This is a genomic window from Solilutibacter silvestris (assembly GCF_002895945.1).
GTDB classification, from domain to species: domain Bacteria; phylum Pseudomonadota; class Gammaproteobacteria; order Xanthomonadales; family Xanthomonadaceae; genus Solilutibacter; species Solilutibacter silvestris.
Genome location: NZ_NPZB01000001.1, coordinates 1,319,919 through 1,339,672 on the forward strand (window position 1 = coordinate 1,319,919; position 19,754 = coordinate 1,339,672).

The window sequence follows — 19,754 nt, forward strand, 5'->3', positions numbered from 1 at the left end:
GGCATTCTACCCGAGCGCCATCACCTGCCACGATCCCGGTGCTTCAGTAGGTCACCGTCACGGTGATGGTATCGGTGTAGCTGCCCGGTGTGGCGGTCTGGACCGGTACACGTCCATACACCGTGACCGCTTGGTCGAAGCCGGTGCCGGTGCCGGCGACGGTGTCGGTGTTGACGGTATTGCCCCAGCGTTGCGATCGCGTGCTGTCGCGGTACAACTCATAGGTCACGAAATTGCCAAGGCCGTCCGTCATTCGTCGCGTGGTGCCGCTGGCATTGATGCCGTTGTTGAGTCCGGCAGTCCATGCCGTCGCATTGATGCAATTGATCGTCACCACCGAGGTCTGGTCGACATTCGTGGTGATGAAGCCGGGCACGCTGCCGAAGGCGAGATCGGTGGCGGTCTTGATGACGCAGCGGGGGGCAACGTTTGCGGACACATTGAAGGGGAAGGTGGGGCCAGCGCTGCCGCCCTTGCAACTGGCCGGTTGTGAACTCCCGCCTCCAAAAAAAGCCGGCTCCGAACTCTGGTATTCACTGGTATTCGCGGTCAAGGCCTGGGTGTATGTGCCGGCCGCCAATCCGCTTTGTGCCGGGATTCTGGCAGTGATCGGAACCGTGACTTGGCCACTGCCACTGACGTTGCTGCCGATAAAGCCGCCGACTGGGTAGCTGAGCTTGAAGATCTGTTGTGCGGGAGGGCTTGCGGAATTGCCTTGCCAGACTGTTCCGGCCGAGGTGTAGAGGTCATAGGACAGCGAGTTGCTGCCGTTCTGCAGGGTGCGCGGTGTATTGCCGACATAAAGGCACAGCGTCACATAGGCGGTTCCATCGAAGAGCGAGGTCACGCCCGTGTTGCAAGTCACCGTCACATTGGTGTTCGCCGCAGCCTGCGCGGTGCCGTCATAACCGCTGACGACAATGTCTGGCGCCGAAGCCGTGCAGGTGGTTGCGGCGAATGCGGAAGGCGCTGCCAGCGCGGAAACGGCGAGCAGGCACCACAGCAGGAACGTGCGCAGTTTCATTTCGCATTCTCCGGGCCGCAGGTTACCGGCCCGATTCGGGGAATGTCCGCATCGCCTGCGGTGTAGTCGAAGCGCGCGATGCAACGGCCGTCCGGCATCTCGACCTCCAGGGCGTTGTGCGCGGACAAGCCTTCCAGATACACCTCGCCATCGTAGCCGACGATGGTGTCGTCGCCATCATTCGTCGCTTCGGCGCGATGCACATTGCCGCCCATCGGCAGCGCATGACCTGCGGCATCGTGGAGGATGACGATGGCAGCATGCACTGGCGTGACATCGAACGACACCTTCGCTGCGCCACTGGCACCGGGCACCACGACCTTGTCGCGCAGGGGCACGCGTACGTTGGCCGGCAGGGCGGTGGGATCGATCGAGACGCGGTTGCGCTGGAACGGGAACAGCGGCGTCAGGATGAGTTGGCCGTTGCGATTGGTGGTGCCGTACGGGCGATTTTCCAGTTTCACCGGGATATTCGGGTAGCCGGCATCCACCAGTGCGAAGCCGTCGATCACCTGGCGTGATGCGAACAGGCTGCGTCCCATCCACACCACGCTGCCGTGCGCTGCGGCGTGGTATTGGCGGTTGTCGCCATCCTGGGCGATGCCGGCGGTGAGTTCCACCGCATGGGTCAGCCAGGTCGCTTCGGCGAGGCCACCATTGCCGTTGTCGCTGTCGTGGCGCGCCTGCAAGCGCCAGCCAATGTCGCCGTTCACGCGCGCCTGCTTCGTCAGGTCCGCTTCCGAGTAGGTGCGCGATCCCGAACGCTGCACGGAGGCGCTCGCCTGGCGTTGTCCGTCGAGGAGGACGGTCACGCCCAGCGAAAAGCTGCGCTGTGCATGATGATCGAGATCGATGTTGCCGCCGGCATTGACGAACCAACCTCGGCCGATGGTGCGGCTCCAGTACGCGCCGGCCAATCGGCTGCGTGGTTGGTCGACGTACTGCAGTTGCGCATAGGTGAAGTTGAAACTGCCGAGCAAGGCGCTCGCCACGCCGATGTTGGCGCTGTCGGTGACGCGTGGCGGCAGAAAGCCGGTGGCCACGGCGGCGAGGTCGCGGTAATCGCCATGCGTGCGGATGCTGTCGAATCCGACGCTGAAGTGGCCGTTCGACCACTGGTAGCCCCAGGCCGATTGCGATCCGCTCAACGCGCCCGCGCTGCTGGCCGCCCATGCCGCATGCATCACGCCGGCGCGACCAAGCAACCACGCGCCACCCAAACCGCCCTCGCGCAATCCGCGCGTGGCTTCGGCGTGGCCCTCACCGGTGAAATACGAAGTGATGCCGCGACGCCAACTGGCATCGAGCGCGGTATCGGGCGCGTAGCTCGCGGAACGCGATCCGTAATCGAGGCGCACGCGACCAAGGGTGAGCGACCAATCGTCGAGGCCGGGCGCCAGCAATCGTTGCGTGCCATAGAACGGCACGTCGATGGTGCGGCTGCGACCGAAGACGTCGGTGACGACCAGTTGCGCGTTGCCCAATCCTTCCATGGACGGCGCGCCCGAGACCACGAAGCGCCCGACCGGCGCCTGTCCTTCGTATTGCTTGATGCCGTTGACGTACAACTCGACATTCGACGGCACCGCGCTTTCACCGCTGAAGACCGGGCCCGGCGACAGTACGCGGAACGGTTGCAGCGACGCATAGTTGGTGCCGATGTGCAGGCCGCCCATGCGCGTCTGCCGGCTCCAGTCCGGGCCGCTGGTGGTGGTGTCGCCGAGGATCACTTCCAGCGCGCGCCCGGGAAACGTCCAGCGCAGGCGCGTGTCCAGTCGCACCGCGCTGGAATGCCAGCCGTTGCCGCTGGAAGTGCTGCGAACGATGCCGTTGCTTTCCAGCGTTGCGTTGCCGAGGCCGAACACCTGCACACTCGGGGCAAGGACGGCATTGCCGCCGTTGCCGCTGCGGATGACATCGGCGTCGTAGCTGAAGAGGATGCCGAGCGGTGTCGGCGATGGCGCATCGGCTTGCGCGCGCGCATCGAGTTGCGCCGTTCCCACATCAAGCTGCAACAACGGTGCGGTGATCGCCACGCGCTGTTTCGCGGCGTCGTAGGCGACGACGATGCCGTCATGTTCGACCGGCAACAGGCCGCCGGTCGATGCATCGCCGCTTGTGTGCAGGCCAAGTTCGCGCAGCGTCGACGGGCTGGCATAGAGATGACCGTCGCGTACCACGAAGCGGAACAGCGCAGGCTTCTGCGTCTGGTTCAGGGTGACTTCGAGATAGACCTCGTCGCTGGGTGCGCCGGGATCGACGGCATCGCCCGCCCTTGCCGCGATCGGCAGCAGGCAGCAGGCCAGCGCGATCGCGAGGAGGTCAGGGCGTCGTCGAATTCGGCAACGGGCTGGCGGCGTTGTCATCGTTGATCATCGCCGAGAAGGCGCCAGTGCCCGAATCCTTGGCGGGTGGGAGCGTCCAGCGCATCGTCTGCCCGGGCAACACGTAGCCGAGCAGGCCGGGGAACAACACCGTCTTTTTGCCATCGGCAGCGACTTGCGTCAGCGACGACAGTCGTGCGTGCATGCGTCCGCTATTGGACACTTCCAGCGCATTGCCGGCGCGCCGCGCATGCAATGCATAGCCGCCGGTCTGCGGTGCGCCCGGCGGCAACAGGAACACCGGCAACGAATATTCCAAGGCGAATTGCAGGCCGATCTTGGCGCCCTGTTTCTTCGGTGGCGGCAATTCGCTGACGATCACCCGGTAACTGCCTTCCGTGGCCCCCGGTGGCGTCAGTCGCACCACGCGGACCAGCTGGCTGGCCCCCGGCGCGATCGACAGCATGGCCGGAGTGGCCACGATATCGTGCGTCGGTTCCAGCACATCCTTGCCGTCGCGTTGTGTCCAGTGGAACACCCTCACCTGCGCCCGCATTGCCTCGCTGCCGCTATTGGTCAGCGTCAGCACGTCGGCGTTCTGGGCCGGCGCGAGCGCGAGCCCGGTCGGCGCGACCTGCAGCGACGCCGCCATGGTGGGCGCCGTCGCGAGCAGAGCGATTGTGAGCAGGCCGCCACGGATGGCGCGGGAGATGGCCATTGATTCAGACAGCAGTCGAATATCAGTAGGCGACTGAAACGGTGACGACGTCCTTGTAGTTGTCCGGGGTCACGTTCAACGCGCCCGGCAACACGCGGCCGTATACGGTGAGCAGTTGGTTGCCATTGTTGCCAGTGCCGGCAACCGTGCCTGCAGCAGTGCCCCAATTGGCGGTACGGCCGGAGTCGTTGTACAGCGCATAGGTCACGGTATCGGTGTTGCCGCCGGTCAGGCCAGCCATCTTGCGGGCCGTATCGGTGTTGCCAGTGGTGGTGCCGGCACCAAGGGCGACCGTGTAGGCGGTGTTCTTGGTGCATTTCACCGTGATGGTCGAGGTGTTGTCGATGTTGGGGACTTCGGTGAAGTCATGGGTACCGAACACCATGTCAGTGGCAGAGACGTTGCAAGCCTTTTGGACGGTCAGCGTGACGTTGAAGGTGCCAGTGGCCGGATTGGTGGCGGCCATCGACGGAACCGAGGCAATAGCAAGAACCGCGACAGCAAGGAGGGAGAGCTTGTTCATTTGGAGGGATTCCTGGGGGTTGGATGGGCAAAACGGGGTGTCGCCCATCCATGAGCAGGAGCCGTGCCAGAGGCGGGATGATGCAGCATCAGACAACGAAAAGTGTGAAACGCGATGGCGTATTCACAAATGTGGCAGCAGGAAATGCCAAGTCCATCGCTGTTGCGAAGTGTCGTCCGTGGGCATAGGCCGGATAAGGCGGCACGTCCTTTGTCCATGAAATCGTGGGGGAAATGAACTTCCCTCCATCTTGCCGAAAGGTTCGACGCGGCCGGATTGCAGCACTGCAACAAGATGACGCGGCGCGGCAGTCGCCAACAAAAAGCCCGCTGTTTCCAGCGGGCTTTCGATTTCACGCCAGCGTGAAAATCAGACCTGCATCGCCTTGGCGACTTCAGCGGCGTAGTCTTCCTTGACCTTCTCGATGCCTTCGCCCACGGCCAGGCGCTGGAAGCGCACCACGTCGGCGCCGGCGGCCTTGGCGGCGGCTTCGACGCTCTGGTCGGTGTTCAACACGTAGGGCTGGCCGTACAAGGTGACTTCGTTGACGATCTTGGCGATCTTGCCGCCGATGATCTTCTCGAGGATGTCGGCCGGCTTGGACTTGTCCTTCTCGGACATCTTGGCCAGCTCGATTTCCTTTTCCTTCTCGACGAACTCGACCGGCACGTCGGCGGCCTTGTTGTACGGCGGGTTCATCGCCGCCACGTGCATCGCCACGCCGCGCGCGAAGTCGGCGCTGCCGCCCTTGATCTCGGTCAGCACGCCGATCTTGCCGCCGTGGACGTAGGCCGCGACGATGTTGGCGCTGTCGACGCGAGCGAGACGACGGATCTGGATGTTCTCGCCAAGCTTGGCGACGGCAGCTGCGCGCGCTTCCTCGACGGTTTCGCCGGAAGCCAGCTTGGCCGACTTCAGGGCTTCGACATCAGCGGCGCCCGAGGCGAGCGCGGCCTGGGCCACGGCGTCGGTGAAGGCGAGGAAGTTGGCGTCCTTGGCGACGAAGTCGGTCTCGGAATTCACTTCGACCAGCACGGCCTTGCCACCGTCCTGCGCCATCGCGATGCGGCCTTCGGCAGCCACGCGGTCGGCCTTCTTGTCGGCCTTGGCGAGACCCGACTTGCGCAGCCATTCGGCCGCGGCGTCGATGTCGCCATTGTTTTCGGTCAGTGCCTTCTTGCACTCCATCATGCCGGCGCCGGTGCGCTCGCGCAGTTCCTTGACCATGGAAGCGGTGATTTCAGCCATTGGGGGTACCTTATTTGAATGTTTGACGAGCAAATGCAAAGCCATCGGCCGCGCATGGTCGCGCGGCACGATGGCGCGCGGATTACACCGCGGCGTCGCGCTCGACGGCTTCGTTCTCGGCGACTTCGGCTTCGGCGCGGGCCATCACTTCGCCTTCGCCCTCGGCAGGCTTGGCGGCGCTGGCCTTGTTGCGGGCCGGGGTGCGGCCGCGGGCCGGCTTGCCACCTTCGGCGAAGTCGTCCTCGCTGACGGTTGCGGCGTTCGGCGCGGCGGCCTTGCCTTCCAGCACGGCGTCGGCGGCGGCACGGGCGTACAGCTGCACGGCGCGGATGGCGTCGTCGTTGCCGGGGATGGCGTAGTCGACCAGGGCCGGGTCGTAGTTGGTGTCGACCACGGCGACCACCGGGATGCCGAGGGTCTTGGCTTCCTTGATGGCGATGTCTTCATGGCCGATGTCGATCACGAACAGCGCGTCGGGCAGGCGGTTCATGTCCTTGATGCCGCCCAGCGAAGCGTCGAGCTTGTCGCGCTCGCGGCGCAGGCCCATCACTTCGTGCTTGACCAGCTTCTGGAAGGTGCCATCGGTTTCGGCGGCTTCCAGTTCCTTCAGGCGGCTGACCGACTTCTTCACGGTGGCGAAGTTGGTCAGGGTGCCGCCCAGCCAGCGCTGGGTCATGAACGGCATGCCGCAACGCTCGGCTTCTTCCTTCATGGAATCGCGCGCGCTGCGCTTGGTGCCGATGAAGAGGATGGTGCCGCGCTTCTGGGCGATCTTCGACAGGAAGTTCATCGCGTCGTTGAACAACGGGACGGTCTTCTCGAGGTTGATGATGTGGATCTTGCCGCGGGCGCCGAAGATGTACGGGCCCATCTTGGGGTTCCAGTAACGGGTCTGGTGGCCGAAATGGACGCCGGCTTCCAGCATCTGACGCATGGTGATCTGGGGCATTGCTTGATACTCCTGAAAGGGAATCCCCGCCAAAGGGTTGAATGGACGGCGGTTCGCCCGCGAGGGCGACGGATTCCGGGGTTGGGCCTCCCTGCGGCCTCCGCGACAGATCCCTTGGCTGAAAGCCCTGGGACACCCCGGCGCGGGTTGCAACTGCAGGTGTGTATTCGCCAATGACGCATGGCGTGGGCGTGAAACAGCCGCGAATGATAGCAGGTTTTGACCGGGCGCACCGCGCGGGGGATTGACGGATCGGCGATAATGTCGCCATGCAGATCAAGAACGCCGCCGAAATCGAACAGATGCGCGAAGCCGGGCGCCTCGCGTCCGAGGTGCTGGACCTCCTCACCGGGCATGTCCGCCCCGGCGTCAGCACCGAGGAACTCGACCGCATCGCCCACGACCACATCGTCAACGTGCAGGGCGCGATCCCGGCCAACATCGGCTATCGCGGTTACCCCAAGACCCTGTGCACCTCGGTCAACAACGTGATTTGCCACGGTATCCCGAGCGAGGCCAAGATCCTCAAGGACGGCGATATCGTCAATATCGACGTCACCGTCATCAAGGACGGCTGGCACGGCGACACCAGCCGCATGTATATCGTCGGTGAGCCGTCGGTGATGGCGAAGCGCCTGGTCGATGTCACCTATCGGGCGATGTGGGCTGGTATCCGCGCGGTGAAGCCGGGCGCGACGCTCGGCGATGTCGGCCATGCCATCCAGCAACTCGCCGAAGCCGAGCGTTTCAGCGTGGTGCGCGATTATTGCGGCCACGGCATCGGCAAGATCTACCACGACGAACCGCAGGTGAAGCATTACGGCAAGCCGGGGCAGGGACTGGTGCTGGCGCCGGGCATGACCTTCACCATCGAGCCGATGATCAATGAAGGCGGCTTCCATACCAAGTTGCTGCCCGATGGCTGGACCGTGGTGACCAAGGATCGCAAGCTGTCCGCGCAGTGGGAGCACATGATCGTCGTCACCGACACTGGCTATGACGTGCTGACGCTGTCGGCCGGCAGTCCGCCGCCACCGGCGTGATGGATGCCGCGACGGACGCGGCGTGGTCGCAGGCCGCGCGCGAGCGCATGCAGGCGCTGGATGCGCAACTCGCGGTGCGTTTCGATCGTGGTGATGCAACGGCGGCGTTGACTGCGGCGCGCGCGCGCGGCATCGATGCGCTGGTGCGCGAGGCGTGGGCGCGCTGCATTCCCGAATCGGTCGATGCCGCGCTGTTCGCGGTCGGTGGCTATGGGCGATCGAGCCTCTATCCGCAATCCGATGTCGATCTGCTGGTGTTGACGGAACAGGCGTGGGATCACGCCGTCGGCGAGGCGATTTCGCGCTGCGTCGCGTTGTTGTGGGATGCGCGCATTCCCGTCTCGCACAGCGTGCGTTCGCAGGAGGAAACCGTCGCCGCGGCGCGCGACGACATCACCACGGTGACTGCGTTGATGGATGCGCGCCTGCTGGCCGGGTCGCGGTCCGCGGTCGCGACGTTGGCCGATGCCATCGCGCCCGAGCGTTCGTGGCCGCCCGCAGAGTATTTCGCCGGCAAGCGCGAGGAATTGCGCGCGCGCCATGCGCGTTTCGACGATACCGCCGACAACCTCGAGCCCAACATCAAGGAAGGGCCGGGCGGACTACGCGACCTGCAGACGTTGCGCTGGATGGCGATGCGCGTGCTCGGCGCGACAGGACTGGATGCGCTGGAGTCGCTCGGCCAGGTCGGGCACATCGAGCGCGAGACGCTGGAAAATGCCGCGGTGGCGCTGCAACGATTGCGCTATGGCCTGCACCTCGTCGCCGGCAAGCGCGAGGAACGCCTGCGCTTCGATCACCAGCGCGCGCTGGCGGCGCGGATGAATCGCGTCGGTCATGCCGATTTGGAGCCGGCCGACAACGCCATGGTCGAAGCGATGATGCAGGAGTTCTATCGCAATGCGGCGCGCGTGCAGCGCATCGGTGATCGCCTGTTGCAACGCTTCGAGGAACAACTGGAAGGCGAGGCCATCGCCGAGCCGATCGACGACCAGTTCGAATTGCGACGCGGTTACATCACCGCGCGCGATCCGGCGTGGCCGATGGGCGATACCGCGCGCATTTTCGAACTGTTCGCCACCTGGGCGCATACGCCTGCTGCACGCGGCCTGCACTCGCGCACGGCGCGCGCATTGGCGGAAGTGTTGCGGAACGTCCCCGCGTATTCTGAGGCGTCGCCGGAGTTGCGCCAGCGTTTCATGGCGTTGCTGACGATGCCTGGCGCGGTGGCGACGCTGGAGCGGATGGCGCGCCTCGGCGTGCTGGCGCGCTGGATTCCGGCCTTCGCGCAGGTGACGGGGCGAATGCAGTTCGACCTGTTCCACACCTACACGGTGGACCAGCACACGTTGGCGTTGCTGCGCAATTTCGCGCTGTTCGCGAGCAGTGCCGACACCCAGCGCTTTGCCCGCGCGCACGAAGTCTGGCCACACCTGCGCAAGCCGGAATTGCTGCTGCTGGCCGGTTTGTTCCATGACATCGCGAAAGGCCGCGGTGGCGATCATTCCATCCTCGGTGCGGAAGATGCACGTGTGTTCTGCACGGCGCACGGTCTGTCCGACGCCGACACCGCGCTGGTGGCGTGGCTGGTGGAGCAACATCTCACCATGTCGGTGACGGCGCAGAAGCAGGACATCAGCGACGCCGAGGTGGTGCAGAAATTCGCGCGACTGGTCGGCGATCGCGAACGCCTCGATTATCTTTACCTGCTGACCTGCGCCGACATCGCGGCGACGTCGCCGAAGTTGTGGAATGCCTGGAAGGATCGCCTGCTCGGCGATCTCCACGTGGCCACGCGATTGGCACTGCGGCGTGGTGGCGAAGATCCGGTCGCCGCCGAGGCGCGCATCGCCGAGGCGCAAACCAATGTCGGCCTGTTGCTGGATGGCATGGGGCGCAATGACGATGGCATGCGCTGGTTGCCCAATAGCAGTTTCCTGCACGCGCGCGTCGAACAACTGACGTGGATGGCGCTGCAACTGTCCGACATGCGGGCTGGTGAAACGCGCATCGCCGCGCGCCATCCGGTGGCCGGCGATGCTTCGCTGGAACTGCTGGTGCACACGCCAGATCGTCCCGGCCTGTTCGCCGCGATCGTCGCCACGCTCGATCGCATCGGGCTCGACGTGTTGCACGCGCGCCTGCTCGATGCACCGCAAGGCCAGGTGATCGACAGCTTCGTGCTGATGCCGCGCGATTCGAAGCGCGCGGTGGAATCGCGTGACGTCGAACGTCGCCTCGGCGACGTGCTGTCGCACCCGCTCGACCAGGTGAAACCGGCGCGCCACGCGCGACCGAGCCATCTGCGTCATTTCCGCATCGCGCCGCAGATCGAATTTTCCGAAGACCATGGCCGCACCGTGCTCGCGATCGTCTGCAACGATCGCCCCGGCCTGCTCGCCGACATCGCCCAGCAATTGTTGCGGCAGCGCTTCCCGGTGCATGATGCCCGCATCGCCACCTTCGGCGAACGCGCCGAAGACGTGTTTCGCATCAGCCAGGCGGATGGCCAACCACTCGACAGCGTCGCGCAGGAAGCATTGCGCGATGCCTTGTCCACCATTCTCCAGGGAGATCATGCATGACCAGCGAGTTGCAGCAACAAATCGAATCCGCGTGGGAAAGGCGCGCCGAACTCGACGCCGCGGGACTCGATGCGCTGCGCCCGCACGTGGATGCCGCGATCGCCGGACTCGAAGACGGCGTGTTGCGCGTGGCCGAACCGCATGCCGGTGGCTGGCGCGTCAACGAATGGTTGAAGAAGGCCGTGTTGCTGTATTTCCGCACCCAGGACATGCGGGTGATGCCGGGTGAGCCGGCGCCGTGGTGGGACAAGATCCCGCTGCGCTTCGAAGGTTTCGATGCCGAGAAATTCCGCGCGCTGGGCGTGCGTGCGCTGCCGGGCAGCATCGTGCGCCGTGGTGCGCATCTGGCCAAGGACGTGGTGCTGACGCCGAGTTTCGTCAACATCGGTGCGCGCGTCGACGAGGGCACCATGGTCGATACCTGGGCGACGGTGGGTTCGTGCGCGCAGATCGGCAAGCATTGCCACATCAGCGGTGGCGCCGGCATCGGCGGCGTGCTGGAACCGTTGCAGGCATCGCCGACGATCATCGAGGATCACTGTTTCATCGGCGCGCGTTCGGAAGTGGTGGAAGGCGTGATCGTCGGCCACCACAGCGTGATCGGCATGGGCGTCTTCATCGGCCAATCGACCCGCATCTACAACCGTGCCACCAGGGAAATCAGCTACGGCGTGGTGCCACCGGGCAGCGTGGTGGTATCGGGTTCGTTGCCGGCCGCCGATGGCAGCCATTCGCTGTATTGCGCGGTGATCGTCAAGCAGGTCGACGAGAAGACGCGTGCCAAGACGTCGGTCAACGAATTGCTACGCGGCCACGCCGACTAAGAAGCAACCATGACTTCTGGCCTATGTCGGAAGTCGGTGCGCATGCGACAACGGCAGGATTCCTCCCGGATTCTCCCGTCATGCGTATTCATGTGTCCCTGCTCGCCGCTGCGCTGATCGCCGCGACCGGCACGCTTTCCGCCCAGTCCACCGCTCCGGTCGCGAAAACGCCGGCAACGCAGCAGGCCGACATGATGGCGGCGATGAAGGTGCGCGGCGAATACGTCAAGGCGCATTACGACAAGCAGGAATACGACGTGGTGATGCGCGACGGCATCAAGCTGCACACCGTCGTCTACACGCCGAAGGATGCCGGGCCCGGCAAGACCTATCCGATCCTGATGCAGCGCACGCCGTACTCCGCCGGTCCCTATGGTGACAAGTTCAAGACGACGCTGGGCCAGACCGCCGATTACGAGAAGGACGGTTTCATCTTCGCCTTCCAGGACGTGCGCGGCCGCTTCATGTCGGAAGGCGAGTACGTGAACATGCGTCCGGTCGGCGGCAAGGTCGATGAAACCACCGACACCTGGGACACGGTCGATTGGCTGGTCAAGAACGTCCGCGGCAACAACGGCAAGGTTGGCCAGTGGGGCATCAGCTATCCGGGTTTCTACACCGCGATCGGCGCGATCAACACCCATCCGGCACTGGTCGCAGTGTCGCCGCAGGCACCGATCGGCAATTGGTTCCTCGGCGACGACATGCATCGCAACGGTGCCTTCGTGCTCAACATGGCCTACGGATTCTTCAACGGCGGATTCGGCTATCCGCATCCCAAGCCGACGCCGGACCAGCCCAAGGGTGTCGAATTCGGCACGCCCGATGGCTACGACTATTACCTGAAACTCGGTGCGCTTTCGAACGCGCCGAAACGCTTCCTGCAACCGATCGCGTTCTGGGACGACATCGTCGCCCACCCGAATTACGACAGCTATTGGCAGTCGCGCGATCTGCCCTCGAAGATGAACAACGTCAAGGCGGCGGTGCTGTTCGTCGGTGGTTGGTTCGATACCGAAGATCTCTACGGTCCGTTGCATCTTTACAAGGCAGTCGAAGAAAAGAATCCCGGCATCCACAACTCGATCATCATCGGGCCGTGGACGCATGGCGGCTGGTTGCGCGGCACCGGTCGCAGCGTCGGCGACGCCGAGTTCGGCCGCGATACCTCGCTGGACTACCAGCCAATCGAATTCGCCTTCTTCAAGCATTGGCTGAAGGGCGGTCCCGATCCCGATCTGCCGGAAGCGTGGGTGTTCGAAACCGGTAGCAACCAGTGGCAGCGCTTCGACAGTTGGCCGCCGAAAAACGTCGCGCCGCGCACGCTCTACTTCCAGCCAGGGAATGGCCTGAAGTTCGACGCCAAGCCGACAGCGGCATCGAGCTTCGGCGAATACATCAGCGATCCCGCCCATCCGGTGCCGTACACCACGGAGATCATCAATCGCTGGAGCCGCGATTACATCGCCGCCGACCAGCGCTTCGCGTCGTCGCGCCCGGACGTGATCACCTACACCAGCGAACCGCTCGCCAGCGACACCACGCTCGCCGGGCCGATCAAGGTGAAATTGTGGGTGAGCACCAGCGGCACCGATTCCGATTTCATCGTCAAGGTGATCGACGTCAATCCCGACAAGATGCCGGGCTACACCGATGACGATCGCAAGGCCGGCAAGCCCGATCGCGGCGGCCAGCAGACGATGGTGCGTGGCGAACCGATGCGCGCGCGTTTCCGCAACAGCTTCGAGAAACCGGAAGCGTTCGTGCCCAACCAGCCGACCGCGGTGAATTACACGCTCAATGACGTGTTCCACACCTTCAAGGCCGGCCATCGCATCATGGTGCAGGTGCAGTCGACGTGGTTCCCGTTCATCGACCGCAATCCACAGAAATTCGTCCCGAACATCTATGAAGCGAAGGACAGCGACTTCATCAAGGCGAACCAGCGCGTGTACCAGGACGCCGCGCATCCGACCGCGATCGAGGTTTCCGTCTTGCAGAAGTGAGATCGGGCGCGGAATGGACGGATTGGCGATAATCCGTCCATTCCCGCGATGAAGCCCGAGCCATGACGACGCTGTACGGACTGAAGAACTGCGACACCTGCAGGAAGGCGCAGAACTGGCTGAAGCGCTTCGATATCGCGTACGCCTTCGTCGATGTGCGCGAATCGCCGCAGTCGCTGGGCACCTTCGTGGCGTGGAAAGACGCCGTGGGTGGCTGGGACGCGCTGATCAACAAGTCCTCGACCACCTGGCGCAGCCTGCCGCCGAACCGCAAGACGCCGGGTTCCGACGCCGAGTGGAAACTGTTGCTGCGTGAACATCCAACGCTGGTGAAGCGTCCGCTGGTGGTGCTGGACGATGGCCGCATCCACCAGGGATTCAGCGACAACGGCTTCAAGGCGTTGTTCGAGGTCGCGAAGTGAACGACGTCCTGCAACTGACGAAAGACCTGATCGCGCGACCCTCGGTCACGCCTGACGACGCCGGCTGTCTGCCGCTGATTGCTGCGCGTTTGGAGAAAGTCGGGTTCCGCTGCGAATCGCTGCGCTACGGCGAGGTCGACAATCTGTGGGCAACACACGGCAACGGTGCGCCGGTGCTGGTGCTGCTCGGGCATACCGATGTGGTACCGCCGGGTCCGCGCGAAGCGTGGTCGAGCGATCCCTTCGTGCCCGAGATCCGCGATGGCGTGTTGTACGGGCGTGGCGCCGCCGACATGAAGAGCGGCGTCGCGGCGTTCGTGGTCGCGGCGGAGCAGTTCGTTGCGGCACATCCGGATCATCGCGGCACGCTGGCCATCCTGCTGACGTCGGACGAAGAAGGCGTGGCGATCGATGGCGTGCGCCGTGTCGCCGCAACGCTGCACGAACGCGGACAGCGCATCGACTGGTGCATCACTGGCGAGCCATCATCCAAGAACACGCTGGGCGACCTGGTGCGTGTCGGCCGCCGTGGCACCTTGTCGGCGAAACTGAAAGTGCACGGCATCCAGGGCCATGTCGCCTATCCCGACAAGGCGCGCAATCCGATCCACCAGGCGCTGCCTGCGCTCGCCGAACTCGCGGCGCGGCGTTGGGACGATGGCTATGAAACCTTCCCGCCGACCAGCCTGCAGATCACCGACACCCACGCCGGCAATGGCGCCAACAACGTCATCCCCGGGCAACTCGACGTGCTGTTCAACCTGCGCTTCAATCCGAACTGGAGCGCGCAACGGCTGGAACAAGCCTGCGAAGACGTGCTGAAATCGCATGGCCTCGATTACGCCGTCGAATGGCAGCGCGGTGGCGAACCGTTCTTCACCCCGGAAGGCGAATTGCGGCGTGTAGTACGCGACGTGCTGACGAACGTTGCGGGCAGTGCGCCGGAAGAAAGCACCGGTGGCGGCACCTCGGATGCACGCTTCATCGCGCCGCTGGGTGCGCACTGCGTGGAGATCGGGCCGGTCAACGCCAGCATCCACAAGGTCGACGAACATGTGCGCGTGGATGATCTGGAGAGGTTGCCGGGGCTGTATCTGGCGGTGATCGAACGGTTGCTGGTGCAACCGTTGCACGATGCCGGTTCGGCGGGTTAAGGTCGGGCCATGACCTCGCAGCGCGCCAACAACAATCGCAACAACACCAGCCCCCCGCGGGTCGGTCGTTAGCGCGCGCAGCACACGCTGAACACCCGAAACCCGCACCGGCCAGTGCGGGTTTTTTGTTTCATCGCTCTTGTAAAGCCGGCCTTTGAAAATCCCCAGGAGTTCCACCATGTGTTCCATCCTTGCCGTCTTCGACCTGCGCCGCGGCGCGGACCTGCAACAGCTGCGACCGCTGGCGTTGTCGTTGTCCGCGCGCCAGCGCCACCGCGGGCCGGACTGGAGTGGCGTGCACGCCGATGCCAACGCGCTGCTGGTGCACGAGCGCCTGGCGATTGTCGATCCTGCCGGCGGCGCGCAGCCGATCCTCTCCGGCGATGGCGCATTGGTATTGGCGGTGAACGGCGAGATCTACAACCATCGTGATCTCGAACGCCGTTTGCAGCAGTCGTATGCCTTCCAGACCGGTTCCGATTGCGAAGTGATCAACGCGCTGTATCGCGATGGCGACGCGCCTGAAACCTGGCTCGGCCGCCTCAACGGCATCTTCGCGTTCGCATTGTGGGATGCGCAGGCCAAGCGCTTCCTCATCGCCCGCGACCACATGGGCATCTGCCCGCTCTATTGGGGCCACGATGCCGATGGCCGGGTCTGGGTCGCTTCGGAAATGAAAGCATTGGTGCGCGTCTGCGATGACGTCTCCGCGTTCCCGCCGGGCCATGTCTACGACAGCGCACGTGGCGAACCGGTGCGCTGGTACAAGCGGGCGTGGCGCGATTACGACGCGGTGCGCGATGTCGCGGCGGACAAGACCGAATTGCGCGAGGCGTTCGAGCGTGCGGTGCATCGCCAGTTGATGAGCGACGTGCCCTATGGCGTGTTGCTGTCCGGTGGGCTGGATTCGTCGCTGGTGGCGGCATGCGCGGCGAAGTTCGCGCGCAAGCGCATCGAGGAGGACGATCGTGGCGAAGCCTGGTGGCCGCGCCTGCACAGTTTCGCCATCGGGCTGGACGGCTCACCCGATCTCGCCGCCGCACAGATGGCCGCCGATGCGTTGGGAACGGTCCATCACGGCTTCACCTACACCTTCGCGGAAGGGCTGGATGCGCTGCCGGAAGTGATCCGCCACATCGAGACCTATGACGTCACAACCATTCGCGCGTCGACGCCGATGTACCTGCTGGCGCGGCGGATCAAGGCGATGGGCGTGAAGATGGTGCTGAGCGGCGAGGGCAGCGATGAACTGTTCGGCGGGTATCTGTATTTCCACAAGGCACCGAACGCGCGCGAATTCCATGACGAACTGGTGCGCAAGCTCGATGCCCTGCACAGTTTCGATTGCCTGCGCGCCAACAAGTCGATGATGGCTTGGGGCGTTGAGCCGCGCGTGCCATTCCTCGATGTCGAGTTCATGGACGTGGCGATGCGGATGGATGCGGCGCACAAGATGAGCGGTGGCGGCAAGATCGAAAAATCGATCCTGCGCGAAGCGTTCGAGGGCTATCTGCCGGAGGAAATCCTGTGGCGCCAGAAGGAGCAGTTCAGCGATGGCGTCGGCTACGGCTGGATCGACGGGCTGAAAGCGCATGCCGAGGCGAACGTGAGCGATGCCGAATTGGCACAGGCGGAGCAACGGTTTCCGATCAACCCGCCGCAGACCAAGGAAGCGTATTTCTATCGCCGCATCTTCGATGAAGTCTTCCCGGGCGATGCCTGCGCACATACGGTGCCAGGCGGCAAGTCGATCGCCTGTTCGTCACCGGCGGCGATCGCGTGGGATGCAGCGTTCGCGACGATGGCGGATCCGTCGGGGCGTGCGGTGGCTGGCGTGCACAACGCGGCGCTGGGTGAATAACCGGGGTCTTCGAAGCGTGGCCCGAACTCAATTCGCCGTAGCTGCGCGCCGCATCGCCAGCGCAGGCAATTCACGGTTGCCGTCCTGCCAGCCGTTGACGAGCACCAGCTTCTCGATCTGCCAGCGGTCGTCCAGCTTTACCAGACCCCATTCGTAGCGCCCACCGACGATCCATTGACCGCCGCCCTCGACTTGGGTGTCATCGATGAAGTGGTAAGCGATGAAATTGGCGCTTGCACTGGCGTGGTTGCCGTGTAGTGCAATCTGCGGCAGGCCGATCAGATGCTGGGTGCGACTGAAGCCGGGCAGCAGGCTGCGCCAGCGCTGCATCAGAATCGCGGCGGGCAGGGTTTCGGCTGGCTGGCCACTGAGCGAGGCGTAGTCGACCGTCACCTGCGGCGCAAAGCTGGCCTCGAGCGCGGTCCAGTGGCGGGCGTCCGCATTCAATGCGAAGCCGGCCAGCACGGTCATGATCTGGATGAAATCGTTCGTCATCGGTGTTTCCTTGACAGCTACAGCGTGCGGCGGAAATGCTCGACTGCGGCAGCGGCGGCCGCCGCCACTGTGGCCGGATTGTCGTAAAAGTCGAACTGCGTGCCCGGCAATGACACCGTATCGTGCGGTGCCGGCAATGCTGCAGCGAACCGCGCAGCGCCTCCGGGTGTGGCCGTATCGGGACCGGTGATAATGCGGGTAGGTGCCCGCACTCGCGCGGCAGCGGCAATGGTATCCAGCTGCAACCACTCCGACCACGCCATCACCGCAAAACGCCCGCCCCATTGCGGAATCCGACCGCGCCGCGGATTGAGGTAATAGTCCAGTGCGTCGCCTGGTGCGTACATTGCCGCACCGGGATCCGAGTTGCTGGCCGCCGGAATGTAGTCGACTGTGCCGGTCTGTTCGAAACTAACGCGCGCTGCTTCGCCTTGGGCGATCTTCGCTGCCACCGCCTCGCGCCCGCCGTAGATGGCCTCGACCAGCTCGCGGTCGTGCAGCCACGGCGCCACCATCGCGATGCTACGGATGGCCAGCTCGTCGGCGGCCATCGCCAAATAGCCCGCGCTTGCGCAAATCGCCAGCACGCCGATGCGCTCGCCATCGATCGCGTTCAATGCGGCCAAGTAATCCAGCGCAGCGCCGATATCGCCGATCTTGCGCTGTGCCGATTCGACCTCGCGCGGCTCGCCGCCGCTTTCGCCGTAGCCGCTGAAGTCGAAGCTCAATGCCGCGAAGCCCGCTGCGGCCAGCATTGGTGCGTAGTTCGCGGCCATCTGCTCTTTGACCGTGGTCCACGAACCCATCACGATGATCGCCGGCGGGCGTTGCCCCGCATGCCAGTCCGCCGGCAGAGTAAGTTGACCTGCCAACGCGTGGCGTTCGTGTGGGAACGTCACCAGATTCGCGCCGGGATGCAAGGCGGAAACTGTCGTGGTGAATAGCGCATTCATTGCGAATTCCTGTAGGTGGGTAGCACCATTCTCCGCCGTGGTTTGGCGCGGCGGAAGGCGTCCGCAAGTACTGGTAGTCTCACCACCATGCAAACCATCGACACAAACGGCGTGGCGCGGCGGCGTGAGTTGAGCGAGTTCTTGAAGGCGCGACGCGCAGCGATTTCTCCGCAAATGGCGGGCTTGCCGTCAGGCGGACGGCGGCTGGTTTCGGGACTGCGTCGCGAGGAAGTTGCTGCACTGGCTGGGGTCGGCGTGAGCTGGTATTCATGGTTGGAGCAAGGCCGTCCGATCCATCCTTCGCCTGAGCTGCTGGCCCGCATTGCGGGTGTCCTGCAACTGGATGCAGCGGATGAAGCCTATCTGTTTTCACTGGTCGGCCAGCATCCCCCACTCCGGGCCGCCGAGACTGTGTTCTCGTTGACCCCCGGGCTTGCGGAACTGCTGGAAATCTCACCTTGCCCGATTTATCTGCACGACTCTTTGGGCGAGGTTCTCGCCTGCAACCACTTGGCCGAACGCTTGTACGACTTCGGGCGCTCGCATCCCACCGGCGCGGAACAAGGCATGGAAGACGCCGAGTTCCACAACAATACGCTTTGGCAGACATTCACTCGTCCTGAACGTCGCGATTTGTACGTGGATTTCGACCAGACAGCGCGACGCGTGGTGGCGATGTTTCGCCTGCACAATGCGCGTGCCACCGACACCGATCGCTTCGACCGGCTGCTTGCCGCGCTTTGCAAGCGCAGCCCGGAGTTCAAGCGCCTATGGGAAGCTCGCGAGAACGAAGTTCTATCGACATTCGACATGCGCTTGCGTCACGTCGACTTCGGCGACATCGTGGTGAACTCGGTGCGCTTGAGGCTGGACACGACAGGAAGCGCCATCGCGGTATTCCAGGTGCCGGCGAATGCCGCGACCCGGGCGGCCTTCGCGCCTGCCCGCTGATGCGGATCGAGGCACGGATCAATACCTCCGCACGCCATACGCCGCCATTTCCAACCGGCTCAAGCCTTCCTCGAAGCGTGGTCCGCCAGGGACGATGCGCTCGCGTTCCAGCAAGTCGATGGCCCATTCGCGGGCATACAGTGCATGCACTTCGGCATCGTCGACCGAGAACGGCGGTCCGTCCTTCTCATGCTGCGGATATTCGAGCGTGACCAGCAGGCCGTGGCAACCGTGCGGAAGGTTCGCGTACACCTCGCGGGCATAGCGCTGGCGCAAATCCGCAGGCAACGCGACCAGCGCTGCGCGGTCGAACACGCCCATGCAATCGCGCAAGACATCAGCGTCCAAGCCGAAGGCATCGCCGCAGACTAGGTCGATAAGGCCGGCGACATAATGGCGGCCATATTTGGTTTCACGAATCACGGGCGAGAGTTGGTTCTCGTCGAAGAACTGTTCGACCGCGAGTTGCGACAGTTCCACGCCAAGCACCCGATGGCCTTGCGATGCGAGCCAGACCATGTCCAGCGACTTGCCGGCCAGCGGCACGAAGACCTGCGCGCCGGGCGCGACATCCAGCATCGGCCAATGCTTGAGCATCAGTGCGGTTGGATGGTCCTGATGGAAACCGATCCGCTGTTCGCGCCAACGTTGTTGCCAAAATTCGGGTTGCATGT

17 protein-coding genes are annotated in these 19,754 nt (G+C 64.1%); 8 read left to right on the plus strand and 9 right to left on the minus strand.

Annotated elements, in window-relative coordinates:
- Window positions 1–43: 43 nt before the first annotated feature.
- The 6 genes from Lysil_RS05995 to rpsB all read right to left on the minus strand — a co-directional run bounded on the left by Lysil_RS05995 (window position 44) and on the right by rpsB (window position 6,786).
- Window positions 44–1,024, minus strand: a complete 981-nt coding sequence (locus Lysil_RS05995) for a Csu type fimbrial protein (RefSeq protein WP_103074591.1) — start codon at window positions 1,022–1,024, stop codon at window positions 44–46.
- Window positions 1,021–3,390, minus strand: a complete 2,370-nt coding sequence (locus tag Lysil_RS06000; RefSeq protein ID WP_103074592.1) for a fimbria/pilus outer membrane usher protein — start codon at window positions 3,388–3,390, stop codon at window positions 1,021–1,023. Before Lysil_RS06000 ends, Lysil_RS05995 begins: the two co-directional genes overlap by 4 nt.
- Window positions 3,347–4,066, minus strand: coding sequence for a fimbrial biogenesis chaperone (locus Lysil_RS06005; RefSeq protein WP_103074593.1), 720 nt, complete (start codon window positions 4,064–4,066; stop codon window positions 3,347–3,349). The genes Lysil_RS06000 and Lysil_RS06005 overlap by 44 nt, the downstream gene beginning before the upstream one ends.
- 22 nt (window positions 4,067–4,088) lie before the next feature.
- Window positions 4,089–4,589, minus strand: a complete 501-nt coding sequence (locus tag Lysil_RS06010) for a Csu type fimbrial protein (protein WP_103074594.1) — start codon at window positions 4,587–4,589, stop codon at window positions 4,089–4,091.
- Between the two features lie 369 nt (window positions 4,590–4,958).
- The gene (tsf, locus tag Lysil_RS06015) at window positions 4,959–5,837 is read right to left on the minus strand and encodes a translation elongation factor Ts (protein WP_103074595.1); all 879 of its coding nucleotides are present in this window, start codon (window positions 5,835–5,837) and stop codon (window positions 4,959–4,961) included.
- 82 nt (window positions 5,838–5,919) lie between these two features.
- Window positions 5,920–6,786, minus strand: coding sequence for a 30S ribosomal protein S2 (rpsB, locus tag Lysil_RS06020; protein ID WP_103074596.1), 867 nt, complete (start codon window positions 6,784–6,786; stop codon window positions 5,920–5,922).
- 269 nt (window positions 6,787–7,055) lie between these two features.
- Here rpsB and map point away from each other — a divergent pair, with 269 nt between their 5' ends.
- The 7 genes from map (at window position 7,056) to asnB (ending at window position 16,681) form a co-directional block, all read left to right on the plus strand.
- Window positions 7,056–7,829 carry a type I methionyl aminopeptidase gene (map, locus tag Lysil_RS06025; protein WP_103074597.1) on the plus strand — a complete coding sequence of 258 codons (774 nt, stop codon included), beginning with the start codon at window positions 7,056–7,058 and terminating at the stop codon, window positions 7,827–7,829.
- Complete coding sequence (glnD, locus tag Lysil_RS06030) at window positions 7,829–10,414, plus strand: [protein-PII] uridylyltransferase (RefSeq protein WP_103074598.1); 2,586 nt, start codon at window positions 7,829–7,831, stop codon at window positions 10,412–10,414. The genes map and glnD overlap by 1 nt, the downstream gene beginning before the upstream one ends.
- The gene (gene dapD, locus Lysil_RS06035; RefSeq protein ID WP_425477150.1) at window positions 10,369–11,238 is read left to right on the plus strand and encodes a 2,3,4,5-tetrahydropyridine-2,6-dicarboxylate N-succinyltransferase; all 870 of its coding nucleotides are present in this window, start codon (window positions 10,369–10,371) and stop codon (window positions 11,236–11,238) included. Before glnD ends, dapD begins: the two co-directional genes overlap by 46 nt.
- 80 nt (window positions 11,239–11,318) lie before the next feature.
- On the plus strand, window positions 11,319–13,244 hold the full coding sequence (locus Lysil_RS06040) for a CocE/NonD family hydrolase (RefSeq protein ID WP_205756865.1): 1,926 nt from the start codon (window positions 11,319–11,321) through the stop codon (window positions 13,242–13,244).
- A gap of 62 nt (window positions 13,245–13,306) precedes the next feature.
- On the plus strand, window positions 13,307–13,666 hold the full coding sequence (locus Lysil_RS06045) for a Spx/MgsR family RNA polymerase-binding regulatory protein (RefSeq protein WP_103074601.1): 360 nt from the start codon (window positions 13,307–13,309) through the stop codon (window positions 13,664–13,666).
- Window positions 13,663–14,820, plus strand: coding sequence for a succinyl-diaminopimelate desuccinylase (dapE, locus tag Lysil_RS06050; RefSeq protein WP_103074602.1), 1,158 nt, complete (start codon window positions 13,663–13,665; stop codon window positions 14,818–14,820). The genes Lysil_RS06045 and dapE overlap by 4 nt, the downstream gene beginning before the upstream one ends.
- Before the next feature lie 178 nt (window positions 14,821–14,998).
- Window positions 14,999–16,681 carry an asparagine synthase B gene (gene asnB, locus Lysil_RS06055; protein WP_103074603.1) on the plus strand — a complete coding sequence of 561 codons (1,683 nt, stop codon included), beginning with the start codon at window positions 14,999–15,001 and terminating at the stop codon, window positions 16,679–16,681.
- A 27-nt stretch (window positions 16,682–16,708) separates the two neighbouring features.
- Here the strand turns inward: asnB and Lysil_RS13375 are convergent, their stop codons facing one another.
- Window positions 16,709–17,176, minus strand: coding sequence for a nuclear transport factor 2 family protein (locus Lysil_RS13375; RefSeq protein WP_165782400.1), 468 nt, complete (start codon window positions 17,174–17,176; stop codon window positions 16,709–16,711).
- A gap of 17 nt (window positions 17,177–17,193) precedes the next feature.
- Window positions 17,194–18,129 (minus strand): alpha/beta hydrolase, encoded by a 936-nt coding sequence (locus Lysil_RS13380; RefSeq protein ID WP_165782401.1) that lies wholly within the window; start codon window positions 18,127–18,129, stop codon window positions 17,194–17,196.
- A gap of 87 nt (window positions 18,130–18,216) precedes the next feature.
- Here Lysil_RS13380 and Lysil_RS06065 point away from each other — a divergent pair, with 87 nt between their 5' ends.
- Window positions 18,217–19,080 carry a helix-turn-helix transcriptional regulator gene (locus Lysil_RS06065; protein ID WP_103074605.1) on the plus strand — a complete coding sequence of 288 codons (864 nt, stop codon included), beginning with the start codon at window positions 18,217–18,219 and terminating at the stop codon, window positions 19,078–19,080.
- A gap of 18 nt (window positions 19,081–19,098) precedes the next feature.
- On the opposite strand, the gene Lysil_RS06070 is transcribed toward Lysil_RS06065, so the two are convergent.
- The gene (locus Lysil_RS06070; protein WP_103074606.1) at window positions 19,099–19,752 is read right to left on the minus strand and encodes a thiopurine S-methyltransferase; all 654 of its coding nucleotides are present in this window, start codon (window positions 19,750–19,752) and stop codon (window positions 19,099–19,101) included.
- Between the last annotated feature and the right edge of the window lie 2 nt (window positions 19,753–19,754).